General features: G+C 70.8%; 11 protein-coding genes. 7 read left to right on the top strand and 4 right to left on the bottom strand.

Annotation, left to right across the window (positions count from 1 at the left end):
* Window positions 1–4: 4 nt before the first annotated feature.
* The 4 genes from KME78_RS65295 (at window position 5) to KME78_RS46620 (ending at window position 6240) form a co-directional block, all read left to right on the top strand.
* On the top strand, window positions 5–1171 hold the full coding sequence (locus KME78_RS65295) for a carbohydrate-binding domain-containing protein (RefSeq protein WP_246653430.1): 1167 nt from the start codon (window positions 5–7) through the stop codon (window positions 1169–1171).
* Window positions 1168–1386, top strand: coding sequence for a hypothetical protein (locus KME78_RS46630; RefSeq protein WP_219536404.1), 219 nt, complete (start codon window positions 1168–1170; stop codon window positions 1384–1386). The genes KME78_RS65295 and KME78_RS46630 overlap by 4 nt, the downstream gene beginning before the upstream one ends.
* Window positions 1387–1396: 10 nt before the next feature.
* Complete coding sequence (locus KME78_RS46625) at window positions 1397–3946, top strand: carbohydrate-binding protein (protein ID WP_219536403.1); 2550 nt, start codon at window positions 1397–1399, stop codon at window positions 3944–3946.
* Window positions 3947–4146: 200 nt separating this feature from the next.
* Window positions 4147–6240: a carbohydrate-binding protein gene (locus tag KME78_RS46620; protein ID WP_219536402.1), complete on the top strand. Its 2094-nt coding sequence runs from the start codon at window positions 4147–4149 to the stop codon at window positions 6238–6240.
* A 319-nt stretch (window positions 6241–6559) separates the two neighbouring features.
* Here KME78_RS46620 and KME78_RS46615 read toward each other — a convergent pair whose 3' ends face one another.
* Window positions 6560–7567, bottom strand: a complete 1008-nt coding sequence (locus tag KME78_RS46615; protein ID WP_308127394.1) for a monooxygenase — start codon at window positions 7565–7567, stop codon at window positions 6560–6562.
* Window positions 7568–7872: 305 nt separating this feature from the next.
* Here KME78_RS46615 and KME78_RS46610 point away from each other — a divergent pair, with 305 nt between their 5' ends.
* The 3 genes from KME78_RS46610 (at window position 7873) to KME78_RS46600 (ending at window position 17506) form a co-directional block, all read left to right on the top strand.
* Window positions 7873–10395, top strand: coding sequence for a non-ribosomal peptide synthetase (locus KME78_RS46610; protein WP_219536401.1), 2523 nt, complete (start codon window positions 7873–7875; stop codon window positions 10393–10395).
* A complete protein-coding gene (locus KME78_RS46605; protein ID WP_219536400.1) occupies window positions 10392–15992 on the top strand; it encodes a non-ribosomal peptide synthetase/MFS transporter in 5601 nt (1866 codons plus the stop codon). Before KME78_RS46610 ends, KME78_RS46605 begins: the two co-directional genes overlap by 4 nt.
* 353 nt (window positions 15993–16345) lie before the next feature.
* Window positions 16346–17506, top strand: a complete 1161-nt coding sequence (locus KME78_RS46600; protein WP_308127393.1) for an RNA-guided endonuclease InsQ/TnpB family protein — start codon at window positions 16346–16348, stop codon at window positions 17504–17506.
* A 72-nt stretch (window positions 17507–17578) separates the two neighbouring features.
* Here the strand turns inward: KME78_RS46600 and KME78_RS46595 are convergent, their stop codons facing one another.
* The 3 genes from KME78_RS46595 to KME78_RS46585 are packed head-to-tail and all read right to left on the bottom strand — an operon-like array spanning window position 17579 to window position 20954.
* Complete coding sequence (locus KME78_RS46595) at window positions 17579–19003, bottom strand: pyridoxal phosphate-dependent decarboxylase family protein (RefSeq protein ID WP_219536399.1); 1425 nt, start codon at window positions 19001–19003, stop codon at window positions 17579–17581.
* Complete coding sequence (locus tag KME78_RS46590) at window positions 19000–20334, bottom strand: MFS transporter (protein WP_219536398.1); 1335 nt, start codon at window positions 20332–20334, stop codon at window positions 19000–19002. Before KME78_RS46590 ends, KME78_RS46595 begins: the two co-directional genes overlap by 4 nt.
* Window positions 20331–20954 (bottom strand): TetR/AcrR family transcriptional regulator, encoded by a 624-nt coding sequence (locus KME78_RS46585; protein WP_219536397.1) that lies wholly within the window; start codon window positions 20952–20954, stop codon window positions 20331–20333. Before KME78_RS46585 ends, KME78_RS46590 begins: the two co-directional genes overlap by 4 nt.
* Window positions 20955–21064: the final 110 nt, after the last annotated feature.

Raw genomic sequence — 21064 nt, 5'->3', positions numbered from 1 at the left:
AGCCATGGACATCACCCGACGCCAGCTGGGGACCCTCGTGGGCGCCGCGCTTCTCACCCCGTACCTGCCTGCCCGCCCGGCTTCGGCGGCGACCGCCTGGCAGCTCATGTGGGCCCCGGAAGCATCGTCCGTCGGGCTCGGCGCGTTCGAGACCATCGAGGACGACCGCGCCGACTCGCACCCCGCCGGTCAGCCGCACATCTTCGCCGAAGGCAACAACTTCCGCTTCAACATGCACACGGTCGACCGCGACTCGATGACCGACCGGCAGCGCCAGGAGGTGACCGGCACCCGTAACCCGAGCGGCTACCTGCAGTGGCTGAAGGGTGAGACGTGGCGGGTCACGTACTCGATGTTCATCCCGAGCTCGCTGAAGGCGACCACGACCTTCACCCACATCAGCCAGACCAAGATGCCGGGCACGGGCACCAATCCGATCACCGTCACGTCGCTGCGCCGGGTGGACGGGGTGCAGACCATCGAGCACAAGATCTTCCAGTCGGACACCCTGGTCGGACGGACCAACCTGGAGCCGCTGCAGAACAAGTGGATCGACGCCGAGTACGAGATCACGATCGGCGACGGCAGCGCGGGCTCGGTCCGCTGGGTGCTGCGCGACGGGGCCACCACGCTGGTCGACGCGACCAAGACCGGCGACACGTTCCTCGGCGACCGGGTCCGTCCCAAGTGGGGCATCTACCGCTCGCTCGGCGACACCTCGGGCTCGCTGCAGAACTGCTACCTGCTGCTCACCAACATGCGGGCGTACAAGCAGGTGGCGGCCGTCGCGACCCGCCTGGAGGCGGAGAACGCGACGATCTCGCAGGGCGTGGTCGAGTCCAACCACGCGGGCTTCTCCGGCACCGGCTTCGTCAACACCGACAACGCCGCCGGGTGTTACGTCCAGTGGACGCACAACGCGTCGGCCGCCGGCCCCGCGACCCTCACCATCCGGTACGCCAACGGCACCACGGCCGACCGCCCCATGGACGTCACGGTCAACGGCGTCGCCGTCGCCTCGGGGCTGAGCTTCGGCGGCACCGGCGCCTGGACCACGTGGGCGAGCAAGAGCGTCAACGCCACCCTGGTCGCGGGCGCGAACACGGTCAGGGTCACCGGCACCACCGCGAACGGCTGCCCCAACCTCGACTACCTCGAGGTCCTGGTATGACGCCGTCGCCCCATGATGTGCCGCGCGTGTCCGTGTCGGCGGGTGGCGTCCTGCTCGCCGGTCCCGGTCCCGGTACGGCGCGCGCGGCCGCACCGAGCCTCGGGGGCCAGATCCTCGCGGCGGCCTCTGGGGATCTGGCCCCCGAGATCCTCGCCAGGATCGTGCCGCCGACCTGCCTGTTCACCCTCGACCACCTTGACGTCACCGGTCCCTAGGAGAGCGCATATGTCCCGTGTGTCGCGTACGGCGGTGTTCGCCGTACTCGCCCTCCTGCTCGGCCTGCTCACGGCCTTGCCCACCGCTCTGCCCGCCCAGGCCGACCTGCAGCACCCGCGGCAGGCGTTCCTGCGCAACTCGATCTCCGGAGTCTTCCTGCACTGGGGCGAGCGCACCTCGCCGCAGCACACCAGCTGCAGCGGCTGGGAGGCCGACGTCACCAACGGCGGCTGGAGCGCCTCCTACTGGGTGAACGAGGCCAAGAAGCTGCACGCCCAGTACATCGTCCTGGCCACCTTCCACAGCCGGCTCGGCTACGCCCGGCCGTACCCGTCGTCGATCCCCGGTTCGTGCCGCACGACGCGGGACTTCCTCGGCGAGCTGATCGACGCGGCCGACGCTCAGGGGCTGAAGGTCATCAACTACATGACCGACGACCCGCAGTGGCACAACGAGGGGCTCAGCTCCGGCGACTGGCTCAACTCCTCGGCCTTCTCCAGCTATGTCGGCCACAACGTGGACCTGACCACGCGTGACGGGTTCGGCGAGTTCAGCTACCTGCAGTTCTTCGAGCAGATGCAGCGCTATCCGAAGCTGGCCGGGTTCTGGATCGACAACGACAACGCCTACTGGGAGAACAACAACCTCTACGCCAAGATCTACCAGCAGCGCCCCGACATGACGATCTCGAACAACAACGAAGACACGCCGATCATGGACATGATCAGCAACGAGCAGAAGACCGGCATGACGCCGTCGTACGACTACCCGCAGGCGGTCTACACGGCGCTGCCGAGGCTGATCGAGGCGGACTTCAAGCTGCCGACCGGCGGCCCGTGGTGGTACGGCGGGTCGGACCAGGCGGTGGACCGCAAGCTCACGCTGGGCCGGCTCATCACCAACGCCGGATCGTCGGTGAAGGCGCTGATGGCCGAGACCGCGATGGTCAACGGCAAGTTCCCCGCCCAGCAGGTGAGCTTCAACAACTTCGCCGACACCTACCTGGGGGAGATCTGGGAGTCGCTCGGCGGCACCGAGGGCGGCGGCTACATGTTCGGCGGGCTCAAACCGGGCTTCTGGAACAACGGCGCCCACGGCGTGACCACGATCGCCAAGAATGATCCCAACCGGCACTACATCCACGTCGTCACGCCGCCGTCCGGGAGCACGCTGTCGCTGCGTGACAACGGCTACCGGATCAGCTCGGTGACGAACCTGCGTACCGGCGCCCCCGTCACCTTCACGCAGGCGAACGGCACGCTGACGCTGAGCGGCATCTCCTCGTGGGACCAGTACGACACGGTCTTCAAGGTCATCTCCGCCGGCCGTGAGGGGATCTACAGCGGCGTCACCCTGTCGGCCACCTCGTCCACCAGCGGACACGCCGCCTCGGCCGCCGGTGACGGCGACTACCTCACCTACTGGGACAGCAACGCCGCCGAACCCGCGTCGCTGACCTTCGACCTCGGCTCGGCCAAGCGGATCCAGTACCTGGCCTTCAACCAGCGCGAGGACTCGACGGTCTACCCGTCGTCCGGGTCCGCGCGGATCTCCGGTTACCAGGTGTACGTCAGCGACAACGGGACGAGCTGGGGCAGCGCGGTCAAGACGGGCACAGTGCCGAACGCGCGCGGCGTGCAGGTCATCGACCTGACCGCCTCGACCCACCGGTACGTGCGGCTCACCAAGACCGGCCACCACGGCGTCTCACGGTGGCGGGTGGACGAGGCGTGGGTCGGCGGCGAGTACGCGGGCGGCGGCGGCACGACGCCGCCACCCGGCCGCTACGAGGCGGAGGACGCGACGATCTCGCAGGGCATCTTCGAGAACTCGCACCCGGGTTACAGCGGCACGGGCTATGTCAACGGCGACAACGCCGCCGGCTCCTACCTGCAGTGGTCCTTCACCGCCGCCACCGCGGGCACGGCGACGATCAAGCTGGGGTACGCCAACGGCACCACGACCAACCGGCCGTCGGCGATCGCGGTCAACGGCACGACGGTGTTCGCGAGCCGTGACTACGGCAGCACCGGCACCTGGGACACCTGGGCCGTCGACACCTTCACCGTGCCGGTCACCGCGGGCGCCAACACGCTGCGGGCCACCGCCACCACGGCCAACGGCAACCCGAACCTCGACTACATCGACGTGGACGTGACACCTGGTGGCGGGGGCGGCGCGACCGACTACCAGGCCGAGGACGCGACGATCTCGCAGGGCGTGGCCGAGTCCAACCACACCGGCTTCACCGGCACCGGCTTCGTCAACTACGACAACCTGGTCGGCTCCTACGTCGAGTTCGCGGTGAACGCCGGGTCGGCGGGGAACGCCGCGCTGACGCTGAGGTTCGCCAACGGCACCACGGCCAACCGCCCGATGGACATCACGGTCAACGGCGCGCTCGTCTCGGACGAACTCGCCTTCGACGCGACCACCAACTGGGACACCTGGGTCACCAAGTCGGTCACGGTGCCGCTGAACGCGGGCGCCAACACCATCCGCGCCACCGCCACGACGGCCGGCGGCGGCCCGAACCTCGATCGGATCACGATCGGTTGAACCCCGGCCGCCGTGCGGACGCGCACCGCCCGCACGGCGGCCGGCACCAACGGAAGCCACGAACGGAAGCCACGGTCAAGAAGGCGCACGTAACGGCGGCGCGCCGGCTCCACCGGAGGAGCGTTCCCCTGGACAGACCCCGGCCCCGCACGCCGTTTGGCGCCCACCGGGCCGGCCGTAAAACATAAGGAGAAAAACCCGTGAGACGGAGAGGGACAGTCGCGGCGGTGGCCGTGCTCTTAGCGGGCTTGTTCACGAGCGTTCAGCCCGCGGCCGCGTCCGACAACGGCCTGTCGATCAGGCCCGCCATGGGATGGAGCAGCTGGAGCTTCGTGCGGCGCTGGCCCGACGAGACGAAGATGAAAGCCCAGGCCGACGCGCTGGTCAGCAGCGGCCTCGCCACGCACGGCTACGTCTACATCAACCTCGACGACTTCTACCAGAAGTGCGACTCCAACGGCTTCCAGGTCGACGGCTTCGGGCGGTGGGCCGTCGACACCGCCAAGTTCCCCAGCGGGATCAAGGCGCTGGCCGACTACGTGCACGCCAAGGGCCTGAAGTTCGGTTTCTACGTCACGCCCGGCATCGCCAAGAACGCCGTCACCGCCAACAAGCCCATCGAGGGCACCTCGTACCACGCGCAGGACATCGCCGACACCTCGCAGACGCACAAGAACTACAACTGCAAGAACATGTACCGGCTCAACTACTCCCACCCGGGCGCGCAGCTGTTCATCAACTCGTGGGCGAACCAGATGGCCTCCTGGGGCGTCGACTACCTGAAGATCGACGGCGTGGACGCGACGACGGTCGCCGACGTCGAAGCCTGGGACAAGGCGCTGCGCCAGACCGGCCGGCCGATCAACTTCGCGCTGTCCAACAACCTGCCCATCGCCCAGGCCACCACCTGGAAGCGGCTGGCCAACAGCTGGCGCACCCAGGGCGACGTCGAGTGCTACTGCGGTCCTGGGTCGAACGGGAGCGGGTTCCCGCTCACCGACTGGTCGCACGTGTCCAGCCGGTTCAACTCGGCGGCCTCCTGGCAGCAGTACGCCGGGCCCGGCGGCTGGAACGACTACGACTCGCTGGAGGTCGGCAACGGCGACCAGGTCGGCCTGACCGCCGACCAGCGGCGCACCCACATGACGCACTGGGCCATGATCTCCAGCCCGCTGCTGCTCGGCACCGACCTGACCGCCCTCACCTCGACCGACCTGGCCATGCTGACCAACGACCGGCTCATCGCCGTCGACCAGGACGGCGTCGCCGCCCAGCGCATTGTGAACAGTGGTGTCAACCAGGTCTGGCGTAAACGGGAGTCGAACGGCGACTACATCGTCGCCCTCTACAACACCGGTACGTCCGGCAACTCCACGGTCAGCGTCACCTGGTCGCAAGTGGGCTTCACCGGCCCGGCCGACGTCACGAACCTGTGGTCCGGCGGCTCCGAGGGCACCGTCGCCTCCTCCTACAGCGCCACCCTGCGCCCCGGTGAGACCCGCCTGATCCGCGCCCGGCCCGCCACGGCGAGCCCCCACTACGAGGCGGAGGACGCGACAATCTCGCAGGGCGTGGTCGAGTCCAACCATGCGGGCTACTCGGGCTCGGGCTTCGTCAACTACGACAACATCGTCGGCTCGTACGTCGAGTGGAACGTCAACGCCACCGCCGCGGGCAACGCCAACGTCACCCTGAAGTACGCCAACGGCACCGCGGTGAACCGCCCGATGACCATCACCGCGAACGGCACCACCCTCACCCGTGACTTCCCCGGCACCGGCAACTGGGACACCTGGGCGACGGCCACGTTCACCCTGCCGCTGGTCGCCGGGGCCAACACCATCCGCATGACGGCCACCACCGCCAACGGCGGCCCGAACGCGGACTACGTCGACGTGTCGGCCCCCACCCCGGTCGGCACCGAGTATCAGGCTGAGGACGCGACGATCTCGCAGGGCGTGGCCGAGTCCAACCACACCGGCTTCACCGGGACCGGCTTCGTCAACTACGACAACCTCGTGGGCTCGTACGTCGAGTTCGCCGTGAACACCGCCGCCGCGGGCGCCAGAACCCTGACGATCCGGTACGCCAACGGAACGGCGGTGAACCGGCCGATGGAGGTCACGGTAAACGGCACGACGGTGACCACCCAGTCGTTCCCGGCCACGACGAACTGGGACACCTGGGTGGACGGCACGATCCCGGTGAACCTCCAGACCGGAGCCAACACAATCCGCCTGACTGCCACAACTGCGGGCGGCGGCCCCAACGTGGACCGCATCACACTCGGCTAACCCGCCCCGACCAGCACCGACCCGACCCGCCCCGACCAGCACCGGCCCGGCCCGGCATCCGGATCCGGCCCGGCCCGACCCGACCAGCACCGGTCCGGATCGGCCCGGATCCGGACCGACGAGCACCGGCCCGACCCCGACCCCGACCCCGATCATGGGCGCACGCACACCGACCTCGCGGTATGCGTGCGCCCTGCCCTCCGTATGCGGCCCTCGAGCCTTACGCGGCTCTCTAGCGGCTCGCTCTGCGCGGCTGTCTCTCGCGCGGCCCGCTCTGCGCGGCCCGCTCTGCGCGGCTCTCTTGCGTATCCTTGGCCCCCTATGCCGCCTTTGACCAGATGGCGATGCCCAGGCACATCTCGTCGCTGGTCCCCGCGCCCCAGACCACGTACCGCGGCTGCAGCGTCTGCAACTGCGGCAGTTGCGCCCGCAGCGCGGCGTCGTGCGTACAGGTCACCCGGACCACATCGCCCTTCTTGACCGTGACGGGCTTGGCGAGCAGACGCAGCGCCTGGTCGTCGAAGTCGTACTTCGGGACGTCCAGGAGCGTCTGCGCCTTGGGCGTGCCCGGATTGAGCTCGACCTTGATGGAGCGCCCGAGCAGGTGCATGTGCCCGGCCAGCGCGTGCAGCGTCACGCTGCCCGGGATGGGAATGTCGCAGTGCTGCGTCGGCCCCGGCTTGAGCGGCCCGCACTCCTTGGCCAGCCCATCAGCCTCCCCGTCGGCCCCGGGACCGAACCTGCGCACCACGTCCTTGACGGCGGCGGCCCGGTCACACAGGGGACCGGTCTCCTGCGGCGTGCACGGCAGTTCGATCGGTGCCGGGAACAGCGCGGTCTCCAGCGGCTCCAGCGCCTTGTCGGTGAGCCGCAGCCGGATGCTCGACTTGTCGGAGCCGGGGTGGCCGTTGGCGTTGAGGGTGTTGTAGTGGATCTGCATGACGAGCTTGCTGCCGGGCGGCAGCGCGTAGCCGTAACGCGGATTCAGCAGCGTCTCGTTGGTGCCCGGCGCCCAGTGCGCCACCCAGGAGGCTTCGTCCACGCCCGAGTCGCCGAAGCACGTCCAGCCTTGACCGGGGGTGCCGTCATCGAGCGCCTTCGCCTGCGCGACCTGCTTGGGCCCGAGCCTGAAGAAGATCGCGTGGTGCACGATGTCGGAATTCTGCGGCAGGAACTGGGCTCCGGTCAGGAACGCCTGGCTGGTCAGCTTGGGGTCGATCACGAAGCATCGGTAGTCGTCGGTGCCGCCGTTGGGGCCGCTCGGCGTGTAGGCCTCGGCCATGCTCAGGGATTCGAACCGCTCGCCGGCCCGTAACGGGGCGGCCACCGGTGTGGCCTTTGCCCCATGGCCACCGGCATGACTCGTGTGGGTCGCCGGGCTCGACGGCGAGGCCGTCGTGGCCGTCCCACACGAAGCGAGCAGAGCGACCATGGCGAACGCGGCGGCAATCCGGGTTAGTCGAATCATGGCCTTACCGTCTCGCGGATGCCGCCGGAGGACATCCACCCCCGGTATGTTCTTCGTCCTCCCCTGGTATGACAGTCCCTCTGCGCCTTGGAACACTCTGGAACGCCTTGTCAGGTGAGGTCGCGATGGCGCGGCCAGATCTCTCGTGACACCTGAGGAGAGCGGTGAAGGAGCACACCAGGGCATATACGCCCTCGATCGAGAAGCGCCGGCTTGTCGACCGTATATACCTGCACGCTGTAACCAGGCCCACGCAGGTCGCACTGGAGTGCGGCACGCGATCACTCACCTACGCGGCCCTCGCCGGGAGAATGGAGGAACGCGTCGGAACGCTGTCCGGTTCGGTGGGTCCGGGCACCTTCACGGCGATCGAACGGCGCAGGTCCATCGAGTTCGTGGTGGACTTCCTGGCGGTCCTGGCGCTCGACGGCGTTCCCGTGCCCCTCGACCCCGACCTGCCCGACCGGCGCAAGGAGACGCTGCTCGACCTGATCAGACCCGGCGTCGTCCTGCGCGACGGGGTGGCGATTCCTGGGGTGGTCTCTCGTGACGCGGCGGAGCCGTCCGGTCCCGGCGAGCCAGGCCTTGGCGAGCCAGGCACGACCGCGGTCGCCGACGGCGCGTACGTGTTCTTCACCTCCGGCTCCACCGGACGGCCGAAGCCGGTGCTGGGCTCGGCCGCCGCGCTGACCTCGTTCCTCGCCTGGCAGTGCGCCGAGTTCGGCGTCGAGCCGGGGGACCGGGTGGCGTTCCTGACCGCGCTGAGCTTCGACGTGGCGGTCCGCGACGTCTTCCTGCCGCTGTGGGCCGGCGCGACGCTGGTCATCCCGGCCCTGCGCGAGGCCGACTCGCCGGAGGCGACCGTGGCCTGGCTGCGTCACAGCCGCGTCAGCGTCGTCAACGCGGTGCCGTCGGTGGCCCGCGGCTGGCTGCGGCACTGCCGTACGCAGTGCGAGTCCATGCGAACGGTGTTCTTCGCCGGGGAGCCGCTGGAGGCCGCCCTGTTGGGGGAGTGGCAGCTCGTGTTCCCCGGCACCCGCACCCGCGTCAACCTGTACGGCACCACCGAGACGACGCTGCCCAAGATCTGGAAGCGCCTGCCCGTCTCCGAGCGGCTCACGGGTAATCTCCCGGCGGGCGGGCCCGTCCCCCAGACGCGCTTCTGCCTCATCGACCCGGCGGGGCCGTTCGACGCCGCTCTCGTCCGCGCGGCGCTGCGGAACCCGGCGGCCGAGGGCGAGATCGTCCTGGTGAGCCCGTACACCGGCCACGGCTACGTGGGGATGCCCGAGGAGACGGCGGCCCGCTTCGCCGACCTCGGCGGCGTCACCGCCTACCGCACCGGTGATCTCGGCCGCGTGTCCGACGACGGGGAACTCGTTGTCGTCGGCCGGGCCGACGACGAGCTGAAGGTCAACGGCGTCCGCATCCACCCCGCCGAGGTGGCCGCCGCGATCCGCGCCTGCGGGCCGGTCAACGACGTCCACGTGACCGTGGAGCGATCGGCCGGGCGGGCCCGCCTGACGGCGTACGTCGTCCCCGCGAAGGGCCGGAACCTCGACCTGCTGGCGTTGCGGCGCGACCTGACCACGACGCTTCCCCTGGCCATGATCCCCACCGCGCTGGTCGAGCTGGCCGAGCTCCCATCCCTCCCCAACGGCAAGATCGACCGTACGGCCCTGCGCCTGCTCGCCCGGCCGGGCGCCTCCCCGGGAGCCCCCACGACGGAGCCGACCACACGACCCGCCACGACGCCGGAGCCCAACCGACGACCCGTCGCAGGGGAGAGCCAGCAGGACCGGGGGTCTGTCCAGGCGGAGAGTCCGCAGGACCGGCGGTCTGTCGGGGCGAAGGGCCCATGGGAGCAGCGGCCCGTAGAGGCGGAGGGCTCGTGGGACCGGCGGTCTGTGGGGGCGGAGGGCCCGCAGGATCGGGGGTCTGTCGGGGCGAAGGGCCTATGGGACCGGCGGCCCGTAGAGGCGGAGAGCCTCCCGGACCCGCGATCTGTCACGGTGCGGGAGAGTTCATCGGGCTCGGGATCTGCCGCAGTGCGGGAGAGTTCAGCGGAGGCCGGAGCGCGGGTTGTTTCGGACGGTGACGTGGAGCGGTGGCTGGCCGATCGGTGGGCCGAGCTGTTCGAGATCGGCGCGGTCTCCGCGGGCGACGACTTCTTCGCGCTCGGCGGCGACTCCATCTCGGCGATGCAGCTCGTCTCCCGCATCCGGCGCGACCTCGGCGTCACCCTGTCGGTGCGCGACATCTTCGCCGCGGCCACCGTCACCGCCATCGCCCGGGAGATAGCCGACCGGCGGCTGCTGACGATGGACACCGACGAACTGCTGGCCATGCTGGAGACCGTCGAGCAGGACACCTTGGACACGGTCATGGAGGCCCCCTCCGAGCGGGAGGTCTCTGGCGTGCTCGGGCGGGACCTCTCCGATGCGGTCGGGCGGGATCTTCCCGACACAGCCGGGCGGGACTTTCCCGATGCGGTCGGGCGGGACTTTCCCGACACAGCCGGGCGGGACCTTCCCGATGCGGTCAGGCGGGACCTTCCCGATGCGGCTCGGAAGGGTCGGTCCGGTGCGGTTGTTCAGGACGTCTCTGAGGTGGGCGAGCGGGACGTCTCCGGTATGTCGGACAGACGGGGAAGCCTGACTGACGGATGCGAGAGGGGCGCCGCATGACACCCGCCGCTGTGGCCGAACGGCTCTCACGCCTCTCACCCGAACAGCGGGCCAGGCTGAGCCGCCTGGCGGCCTCTCGTACCGCCGCCAGGCCCGCCCCCATCCCGCGCCTGGACCGGACCACCGGCCGGTTGCCCATGTCGTTCGCGCAACGACGCCTGCACTTCCTGCAGAACCTCGACCCGGCCAGCCCCGCCTACAACGTCGTCCAGGCCATGCGGCTGACCGGTCCGCTGGATACCGGGGCCCTGCGCGAGGCCCTGGCGACCGTGGTGGACCGTCACGAGGTCCTGCGCACGACCTGTTCATCCGACGGCGCGGACCCCGAACTGGTCCTGGCCCCGCCCGGCCACGGCCCGTCCCTCGACGTCATCGACCTGACAGCCGCCGCCCGGCCTGACACGGCCCGTGCGGAGCCGTCCGACGCGGTCCGGGCGCAGCCGTCCGACGAGGGCAGTGCCGGGTTGCCCGGCGCCGTGCGGGAGGTGTTCGCCGCGCAGGCGGAACGCCCCTTTCGTCTTGACAGCGAGTTCCCGCTGCGGGCCACGCTCGTCCGGCTGGCCGACGACGACCACGCGTTGCTGCTCGTCACGCACCACATCGCGACCGACGCGTGGTCGTCGCGGCAACTCGTCCGCGATCTCTTCGACGCCTACGCCGGCCACGAGTTCGCCCCGCTTCCTGTCCAGTACGCCGACGTGGCCGCCTGGCAGCGCGAACGCCTGACCGACGACGTCGTACGCGACCACCTCCACCACTGGCGTGAGCGACTGGCCGACATGCCGCCCATCCTGGAACTCCCGCTGGACCGCCCACGCCCCGCGGTCCGCTCCGACCGGGGCGCCGAGCTCGACTTCACGCTCGACCGCCGGACCTGCCGCCGCCTGCGCGAGGTGGCGCGGGAAGCGTCCGTGACGCCGTTCGTGCTGCTGCTCACCGCCTTCGGGTACGTCCTGCACCGGCACTGCGCCACGGAGGACGTCGTGGTCGGCGTGCCCGTCTCCGGCCGGGACCGCCCCGAGGCCGAGAACCTGGTGGGCTGCTTCATCAACACCCTGCCGCTCCGGCTCGACCTGGGCCCGGCGCCGACCTGCCGCGATCTCGTGCGGCGGGTCGGCGAGCGGGCGCTGGACGCCTACGACCATCAGGAGCTGCCGTTCGAGCGGCTGGTGGCGGAGCTGGCGCCCGAGCGGGACCTCGGCACGGGTCAGCTGGTCCAGGTGATGTTCAACTACCACACCGCCACCGACCTCGGTGAGAACCTGCCCGGCCTCGCGGTGACCCCGTTGCGGGCAGGGAACGCGCGGGCCCGGTTCGATCTGTCCTGCGCCGTGGTCGAGACGGAAGGGGAGCTGCGGGTCACGCTGACGTACGCGGCGGAGCTGCTGTCGCGCGAGCTGGTGGCGCGCCTCGGCGACCACTTCGCCGAAGTCGTCGACGCCCTGCTCACTGGCCCGCCCCTGACCGGCCTGGACGCGCCGATGGCCGCCCTGCCCGCCGTCCCGGCCGCCGACCTGGAGATGCTACGGCCGGGCGCGCTGCCCGACGACCTGCAGATGGTACGGCCGGGCGCGCTACCCGCCATCCCGGCCGACGACTTGGAGACGGTACGGCCGCCGCACTTCGACGAGGCCGCGACCCTGCTGGCCCGGTTCGAGGCGTACGCGGCGCTCGAGCCCGGACGGGACGCGGTCCGGTGCCGCGACGACGTGGCCGGCTACGGCGAGTTGAACGAGCGGGCGAACCGGCTGGCCAGGCACCTGGTGGCCGAGGGGGTACAGCCAGGTGACCTGGTGGCCCTGCTGTTCGAGCGCTCCGTGGACCATGTCGTCGCGATGCTGGCCGCGCAGAAGGCGGGGGCGGCGTACGTGCCGCTCGACCCGGCTGCACCGGCCAGCCACCTCACGGCGGTCCTCACCGAGTCACGCGCGAAGATGCTGCTGACCCACGCCGAAGTCGACCACACGCCTATCCAGACGGGCCCGGTCCGGGTCGTGGTGCTGGAGGACATCGGCGCGATCCTGGCCGGTTATCCCGGGACGGACCTGGGGCGGCGGATCGCCCGGGATGAGGCCATGTACGTGGTGTTCACCTCGGGATCCACCGGCCGGCCGAAGGGGGTCGTGGTCGAGCACGGCAGCTTCACCAACTACCTCACCGCGATCCTCACCCGCCTCGACGTGCCGGAGAAGCTGCACTTCGCGCTCGTGTCCACGCTCGCCGCCGACCTCGGGCTGACGAACCTGTACGGAGCGCTGGCCACCGGCGGGACCGTGCACGTGCTGCCGTACGAGTGGGCGGTCGATCCCGAGCAGCTGGCCGGCTACTTCCGGCGGCACCCGATCGACTTCATGAAGCTCGTGCCGAGCCACCTCCAGGCCGTCCGCGACGCGGGGCTGCTGGCGGCGGTGGTCCCGGCGCGCTACCTCGTCCTGGCGGGGGAGGCGTGCCCGTGGGAGCTCGTGGACGCCGTCCGCGAGGTCCGGCCGGACTGTTCGATCTGGAACAACTACGGGCCATCGGAGACCACGGTCGCGGTGCTCGCCCACCGCGTCCCGGCCGGGCGCGGCCATCGTGGTGGGCCGGTCGTCCCTCTGGGGAGTCCGCTCGACAACGTGCGGGTGCGCGTGGTGGACGCGCGGCTGCGCCCGGTGCCCGTCGGGGCGGCGGGGGAGCTGCTGATCAGCGGCGCGGCTGTTGCCCGCGGGTACCTGTCCGAGGGGGACGGGTTCATCCGGGATCCGTTCGACGCGGGCGCCCTGGCGTACCGGTCGGGTGATCGGGGGCGGCTGCTGCCCAGCGGGGTGTTCGAGTTCCTCGGGCGGCTGGACCGGCAGGTCAAGATCCGGGGATACCGGGTCGAGCCGGGTTACGTCGAGGCGGTGCTGCGGGGGCACCCGGGCATCGGTGACGCCGCCGTCGTGGTCCGGCACGACGAGGAGGGGCGGGCCCGGCTGGTGGCGTACTACGTCATGCGCGGGGACGGCCCTGCGTCGCACGAGTACGCAGGCGTCGTGCGCGGGGACGGCCCGGCGCCGCACGAGTACGCCCGCGCGAAGCTGCCGCCGTACATGGTGCCCGCGGCCTTCGTGGGGATGGACCGGCTGCCGATCACCCCGAACGGGAAGCTCGACTGGCGCGCCCTCCCCGAGCCGGGAGCCGGCATCGCGGGCGACCGGCCGACGGCGCCACCGCGTGACGCGGCCGACGAGCGCCTCGCCGGGATCTGGCGCGAGGTGCTCGGGCTGGCGGAGGTGGGGATCGACGACGACTTCTTCGCGCTCGGCGGCGACTCCTTCTCGGCCATGCGGCTGGCCCGGCAGATCGGGGACGGGCTGCGGGTCGCGGCGATCTTCCAGCACCCGACGATCCGCGAGCTGACCGACCTGCTCAAGGGCAGCGAACCCAGAGGCGGGCTCCTCGTACGCCTGCCAGGCGCGACGGCGGCCCCGGCCAGGGCGACGGCGGCCACCGTGGTCGCGGTGCCCTTCGGCGGCGGGAACGCGGCCGCCTACGGCGAACTCGCCCGCGCCCTGCCGCCCGAGTTCCCGCTGCTCGCCGTCGACCTGCCGGGACACGACTTCGGCGACCCGTCGGCCCCGATGGAGCCGCTCGACACGCTGGCGGCCCGGTGCGTCGCCGAGATCCGCGCGACGGTCCAGGGCCCCGTCATCGTGTACGGCCACTGCCTCGGTGCCGCGCTGGCCTTCGACATCGCCCAGCGTCTGGAGGCCGGGGGCGGGGACGTCGTCGGCGTGGTGTTCGGGGGCGCGTTCCCGGCGCCGCGCCTGCCGGGACGGCTCTTCGACCTGTGGGCCAGGCTCCTGCCCAGCGACCGCTGGCGATCCGACCGCCTCTATCGCGACACGCTGCGCGGCATCGGCGGGCTCACCGACAGCCTGGACCCGGAAGAGCAGGCGTTCATCCTGCGCGCCCTGCGGCACGACTCCCGGCAGGCCGAACAGTTCTACACCGAGCACTGCCACGCGAAGGACCGCCCCCGCACGCTGCACGCGCTGAGCGTGGTCGGCGAGCGGGACCGGCTCACCGAGTTCCACGAGGAACGGCACCGCGAATGGGACCTGCTGTGCGCCGACACCGAACTGGAGGTGATCCCGGACGCCGGCCACTTCTTCCTCAAGCACCAGGCCGCCGAGCTCGCCGCCATCCTCACCCGCTGGTTCGAGCGGCGACAGCGGCCGCCCGCCGAGAAGAAGCCGATCGTCCCGCCGGCCGCCTCGGGTCTATGGGGATTCCTGCTGGTCACGCTCGGCCAGCTCGTGTCCATGCTCGGTACCAGGGCCCTGGCGTTCGGCCTCGGGGTGTGGGTGTATCTGGAGACGGGCAGCGCGACGCAGTTCTCCGTCATCCTGGTCTGCGGGCTGCTGCCCGCGCTGCTGGTGCTGCCGTTCGCGGGCGCGGCGGCGGACCGATGGAACCGCCGCCTGGTGATGATCGCCGGTGATCTGGTGGCCGTCTGCGGGACCGGGTTCTGCCTGGTCATGTACGCCACGGGGTCGCTGGAGGTGTGGCATCTCTACATCGCCACGGGTCTCAGCTCGATCGCGGGATCCTTCCAGCAACCGGCCTACCTGGCGGCGACCACGCAACTGGTCCCCAAGCAGTACCTCGGCCGGACCAACGGCGTCACCCAGGCCCTGGTCGCGCTGAGCCAGGCCGGGGGACCACTGCTCGGCGGCGCGCTGATCGTGCTGATCGGGCTCGGCGGCGTGCTCGTGGTGGACCTGGCGACGGTGTTCGTCTCGCTGCTGACGCTCTTCGTCGTGCGGTTCCCCGACACGCTGTTCCGCAGGCGGGAGGAGACGATCTGGAAGGAGATCTCCAACGGCGTCCGCTACATCGCCCGGCGTCCCAGCTTCGTGGCGATGATCGCCTTCTTCCTGGCGTTCAACCTCATGCTCGGCTTCGCCATCGCGCTCACCCCGCCGCTGGTCCTGTCGTTCGCGTCACCCGCCACGCTGACCGTCGCCTCCGTGGTCGGCGCCGTGGGCGGGATCGCGGGGGGAGTGGCCATGGCGTTCTGGGGCGGGTTCGAACGGCGGGCGACGGGGATGGTGGGGTTCACCCTGCTGACGGGTGCCGGCATGATCCTGGTGGGCCTGCTGCCCTCGCCGCTGTTCCTGGCCGTGGGACTGGCCGCCGTCGCCGCCTCCCTCGCGCTGCTCAACGGCCACTGGCAGACCATGATCCAGACAAAGGTCGGGATGGAACTCCAAGGCCGGATCCTGGCCAGCAACCGCATGATCGCGAACCTCACCGAACCGCTCGGCTACCTCTGCGCCGGCCGGCTCGCCGACGCGTTCTTCGAACCGGCGATGCGCGAGGGCGGCTGGCTGAGCGGGACTGCGGGCACCGTCCTGGGCACCGGGCCCGGCCGGGGCATGGCGCTCATGATCGTCGTCCTGGGCGTCGCCCAGATCGCACTGGCGGTGTACGGCCTGCGGTGGCGCAAGCTGCGCTACATGGAGGACGTCCTGCCGGACGCCGTCCCCGGAGCGGTGGTCACCTGGGACCGCGACGCGTTGCAACGGGAGGCGGACCTGCTGCTCGACACGGAACGGCACGCCCGGCCGTAGCTCACCGAGCCACAGGTGCGGCTCAACGCGCATCAGCGCGATCTGTCGTGGAACCCCGGGCGTTCACGTTCACGCCCGGGAGGAAACGGCAGCGCGGGAGGCCCGCCAAGGGCCGAGCGGTGCGGTGACAGCAACTTTGGGGGAGCAGCCCAGCCTGGGCATTTGTGGTTCTCGATGTAGTGCTTGATGACGGACGGTGGTGATTCGCCGCAGGAGGATGTCGTCCGTGAACGGTCCGCGCCGGTACTGGGGTGTGCAGACCACGTGCATGTGAAGGGTGGGATGACCGCAGGGCCCCGCGAATGTCGGGGTTCGCGGCGTGGTGACGGAGGGTAAACGCTACGATCTTCTCTGTGAAGGTCGTCGTGCGGGTGAAGCTGATGCCGCAGGCCGATCAGGCCGCCGCGCTGTCGGCGACGCTGCGGGCGGTCAACGACGCCGCGAACTGGGTGTCGGCCGTGGCGTTCGAGCATGGCGTGCCGCGTGAGTATGCGCTGCGCAAGCACACCTACGCCGAGTTGAAGCGGCGGGGGTTGGGGGCGCAGGCCGCTCAGCACACCATCAAGAAGGTCCGCGACGCCTACACCACGTTGCAGGCGAACCTGCGTGCCGGCAACCTCGGCAAGAAGGGCTCCCAGCGCCGGACCACAGCCGAGTCCAAGCCGATCAGCTTCCGCCCTGAGGCGGCGCACCCGTTTGACGATCGGTGTCTGAGCTGGCAGTACGACGCTCAGACGGTCAGTATCTGGACCACCGCCGGGCGTATCAAGAACGTCCGCTTCGCCTGTTCCGCCGATGCGCTCAAGACGCTGCGCCAGCACCGCAGGGGTGAGTCCGATCTGGTCGAACGCGACGGCGTGTTCTACCTGATCGCCGTCTGTGAGGTGCCGGAAGTCCCGCTCAACGAGCAGCCCGGCGGCTGGCTCGGCGTGGATCTGGGCATTGTCAACATCGCCACCGTGGACGGTATGACCCGGTTCAATGGACGCGGCCTGAACCGGCACCGCAAGCGGCAGCTCGAGCTTCGCCGCAAACTCCAGGCCAAAGCCACCAAGTCCGCCAGACGACGGCTCAAGCACCGCCGACGCACAGAGTCGCGGCACGCCGCGAACGTCAACCACATCATCTCCAAGAAGATCGTGACCGAGGCTGCACGCACCTGTTCTGGTATCGCTTTGGAAGACCTGGGCGGAATTCGGGACAGGGTACGGCTCCGTAAGCCCCAACGGGTCACGTTCCATTCCTGGGCTTTCCGCCAGCTCGGGACCTTCCTCGCCTACAAGGCGCGGCGGGCGGGTGTTCCGCTGGTGTATGTCGATCCGGCCTACACCAGCCAGGAATGCGCCGACTGCCATCACATCGACAAGAACAACCGGGTCGACCAGGCCCTGTTCATCTGCCGGAACTGCGGGGTTGTTGCCCACGCCGACCGGAATGCCTCCCGCAACATCGCCGCACGCGGCGAGGCTGCGTGGAATGCGGGGCGTGAGTCACGCGTCCCGGCCACCCCCTAGGTGGTCTGGACGGAGGAGGCCACACCACAGCCAGTGGTGCCCTACCTCCAAGCCCGGTCCTTCAGGGCCGGGTCAAGTTGACCTGTAGATCACCGACAGGAAGCGCACCAGCACCGCCTCCCGCGTGGCCGCGGGCAGCGCGTCCAGGACCGCGTTGACCAGCGCCATCTCCGGCTGGCCCGCGCCCGGTCGCAGGTCCACCCCGACCGCCGCGGCCAGCTCGGCGAAGGCGGCGTCGTCCAGTTCCGCCAGATCCAGGTTCACGACCAGGTCGACCAGCCCGTCGGGGAGTACGGCGGGGCCGCGTACCCGGGCGGCCGCCGCCGACTCTCCGATGACCTTCAGCAGCGCCTCGATCCCCGAGAGTGTCACCCCGGTGACCGTGATGTGCAGGTTGGCCGGGATGCCGGCGTAGGACAGTTGCGGCTGGAGGAACCAGCCGCGCCGCCGGGCCTCGTCGGCCAGGACGAACACGTCGAGTTCCGACGACGTGAACGCCACCAGCGAGGTCTCCGGCTCACCCAGCACCCGCAGGCCCGGGACCGCCGCGATGCCCGCGCGTAATCTGGCCGTCGCCTCCAGCGTGGCCCGGCCCAGCGCCAGGTAGCCGTCCCGGCCCAGGGCCTGGAGCGTGGCCCACGCGCCGCCGAGCGAGCCCGCCGACCTGGAGCTCTGCACGGTGGCGTTGATGACCGTGTACCCGGGCCAGGCGCCCGAGGCGAAGTACGCCGCGCGGCGCATCGCCGGGTCGGCGAACAGCACGACCGAGGCCCCCTTCGGCGCGTAGCCGAACTTGTGCAGGTCACAGGAGAGCGACGTGACCCCCGGCACCGACAGGTCGAACGCCGGGATCTCCGCGCCCGCCGCCCGCAGCCACGGCAGCAGCCACCCGCCCACGCACGCGTCCACATGGCAGCGGACGCCCGCGGCGGCGGCCACGGCGGCGATCTCCCCGATCGGGTCGATCACGCCCTGCGGGTACGACGGCGCCGAGGCGACGACCAGGACGGTGTCATCGTCCATGGCCGCCGCCACGGTCCGCGCGTCGGCCTTGAACGTGGCCGGATCGACCGGCACCGGCCGGACCTCGAGACCGAGGTAGTGCGCCGCCTTGTGGAAGGCCGGATGGGCGGTGACGGGAAGCACCAGATTGGGCTGGGCCCGCCCGGCCGCGTCACGGGCGGCCTTCACCGCCAGCATGATCGACTCGGTGCCGCCGCTGGTGAAGATGCCGTGGCCGCCGCCCAGCAGGTCGGCGACGGCACCGACGACCTGCTTCTCCATCTCCACCACGCTGGGGAACGCCGTCGGGTCGAGGCAGTTGACCTCCAGCATCTCCGCGTAGGCGCGGGCCGCCGCCTCGTGCACCTCCTCGCGCCCGGTGTCGTAGACGTAGGCGGTCACCTGGCCGCCCCTGACCGGCAGGTCGCGCTCCTTGAGTCTGGCCAGCTCGGCCAGCAGATCCTCGGTGGTCCTCCCGGTGTCGGGCAGGTTCACGCGTTCTCCTCGTGGTTCAGGGCGGCCCGGCCGTACCGGATGACGAACGGCAGGCTGAGCAGCATGAGCGCGGCGGGCAGCGCGGTGAAGCCCGCCAGCAGTCCGGTCAGGGCGGCGGGCGGCTGCGCGACAGGCGCCTCGACCGGCGCGGACACGAACCCCGACACCGCCAGCACCAGCGCGAACAGACCCGGACCGAGCGCCAGCCCGGCCGTCTCGCCCGCCGTCCACAGTCCGGTGAACGCGCCCGCCTGCGCGTGCCCCGTACGGGCAGTGTCGGCGTGCACGGTGTCGGGCAGCAGCGACAGCGGCAGCAGTTGCAGCCCCGCGTAACAGGCCCCGGCCAGCGCGGTCAGCGCCAGCGTCGCCACCAAGGACCGCGCGGCGATCGCCGGGACGAGCGCCAGCGCCGCGAGCCCGAAGCCCAGCGTCGCGGCCAGGTAGCAGTGCACGGGCCCGTGGGTACGGGCCAGCCGCGCCCACAGGGGTACGGCCGGCATGCTCGGAGCGACAAGGCAGACGAACATCACCGAGGTCAGGCCGTAGTCGCCGAGCCGGTAGGAGGCCACGTACGGCGCGCCCGCCAGCATCACCGCGACCCCGAGCGCCTGCGTGACGAACGCCGCCAGCAGCGCGAAGAACGGCGCGTTGCCCCGCGCCATGCGGAACGCGGCCACCGGGCCGAGCTGCCGCGGACCCGGCCGCGAGGTCACCCAGCGGGTGGCCAGCGTCGCGGTGACCAGCGCGGCGGCCATGACCGCGCCGATCGTGACGCCCATGACCGCGTAGCCGGGCCGGCCGCCACCGGCCAGGTCCACCACGGCGGGGGCCAGCCCGCCCGCGACCAGGATGCCGACGGTCAGGCAGACGACCCGCCACGACATGATCCTGGTCCGCTCGGCCCGGCTCGCCGACATCTCGGCGGGCAGCGCCACGTACGGCACCTGGAAGCAGGCGAACGCGGTCGCGGCCACCAGGAACGCCGCCCCCGCCCAGAGCGCGCCGGGCGCCGCGTCCGGTACGGCGAACATCGACGCGAACGCCACAGGCAGCGCGGCCGCCCCGGTCAGCAGCAGCCGCGTCCGCCGGCCGGTCCGTACGGCCTCGCGGTCACTGGCGGCGCCGACGAGCGGGTTGAGCAGCACGTCCCAGATCTTCGGCGCGACCAGCACGGCACCCGCGGCGGCGGCCGGCACGCCCAGCATGTCGGTCAGGTAGTAGAGCAGCAGCAGCCCCGGAACGGCCGAGAACACCCCCGTGCCCACGGAGCCCGCGCCGTAACCGAGTAACCGCCTCCGGGCGAGCCGCTCACTCGCCGGCGCGGTGGTCACGGGACGTCGCCGGGGAGCGCGAGCGCGCGGTGCAGCGTCAGGTGCAGGTGGGCGCGGAAGCGCCGCAGCGCCACCCGGTCGCCGCCGCCCCTGCGGTGGCCCTCCTCGTCCAGCACGCCGCCCTTGGCGAACCCGTGCACGCACCAGATCACCGACCACATGGTGTACTCCAGGTCGATCGCGTCGTCGATCACCCCGGCCTCGACCGCGGGACGCAGCGCGTCGGTCACCATGGCCATCAGCGGCTGGACGTACTGGCGTTCCAGCTCGGTGAGGTCGCTGGCGTCGGAGAGCCAGCGGTGCATCCACAGCGCCGGCACCTCGGGGTGGGACACGCAGAAGTCGACGTAGTCGTCGATCAGCCGGTGGATCCCGGTGACCGGGTCGTCGCCCGGCAGACGGGCCAGCGCTCCTTCGAGGGCCGCGCGTTCGGCCTGGTGGGCGCGCTCCATCACGGCGAGATAGAGCTCCCGCTTGCCGCCCACGTGGTAGTTGACAGTGGCGATGTTCAGGCCCGCTGCGTCGGCGATCTGCCTGGTGGAGGTGCCGTCGTAGCCGAGCGCCGCGAAGAGCTGCGTCGCGACCTTCAAGATCACGGCGACCTGGCCGTTCTCTGTCATGTGAGCGAACCTAGTTCGGCCGAGCCGCTCCGTCAATCACTTGATGGAGTCACTTTAGGTGCCATCTCAATTACTTCTCGTGACATGATCGGCGATGGCTGTTACTGCTG

It is taken from the genome of Nonomuraea guangzhouensis (assembly GCF_019396345.1).
GTDB lineage: Bacteria > Actinomycetota > Actinomycetes > Streptosporangiales > Streptosporangiaceae > Nonomuraea > Nonomuraea guangzhouensis.
The sequence above is the reverse complement of the archived record's forward strand: the minus strand, read 5'-3'. Positions and strand labels throughout refer to the sequence as shown.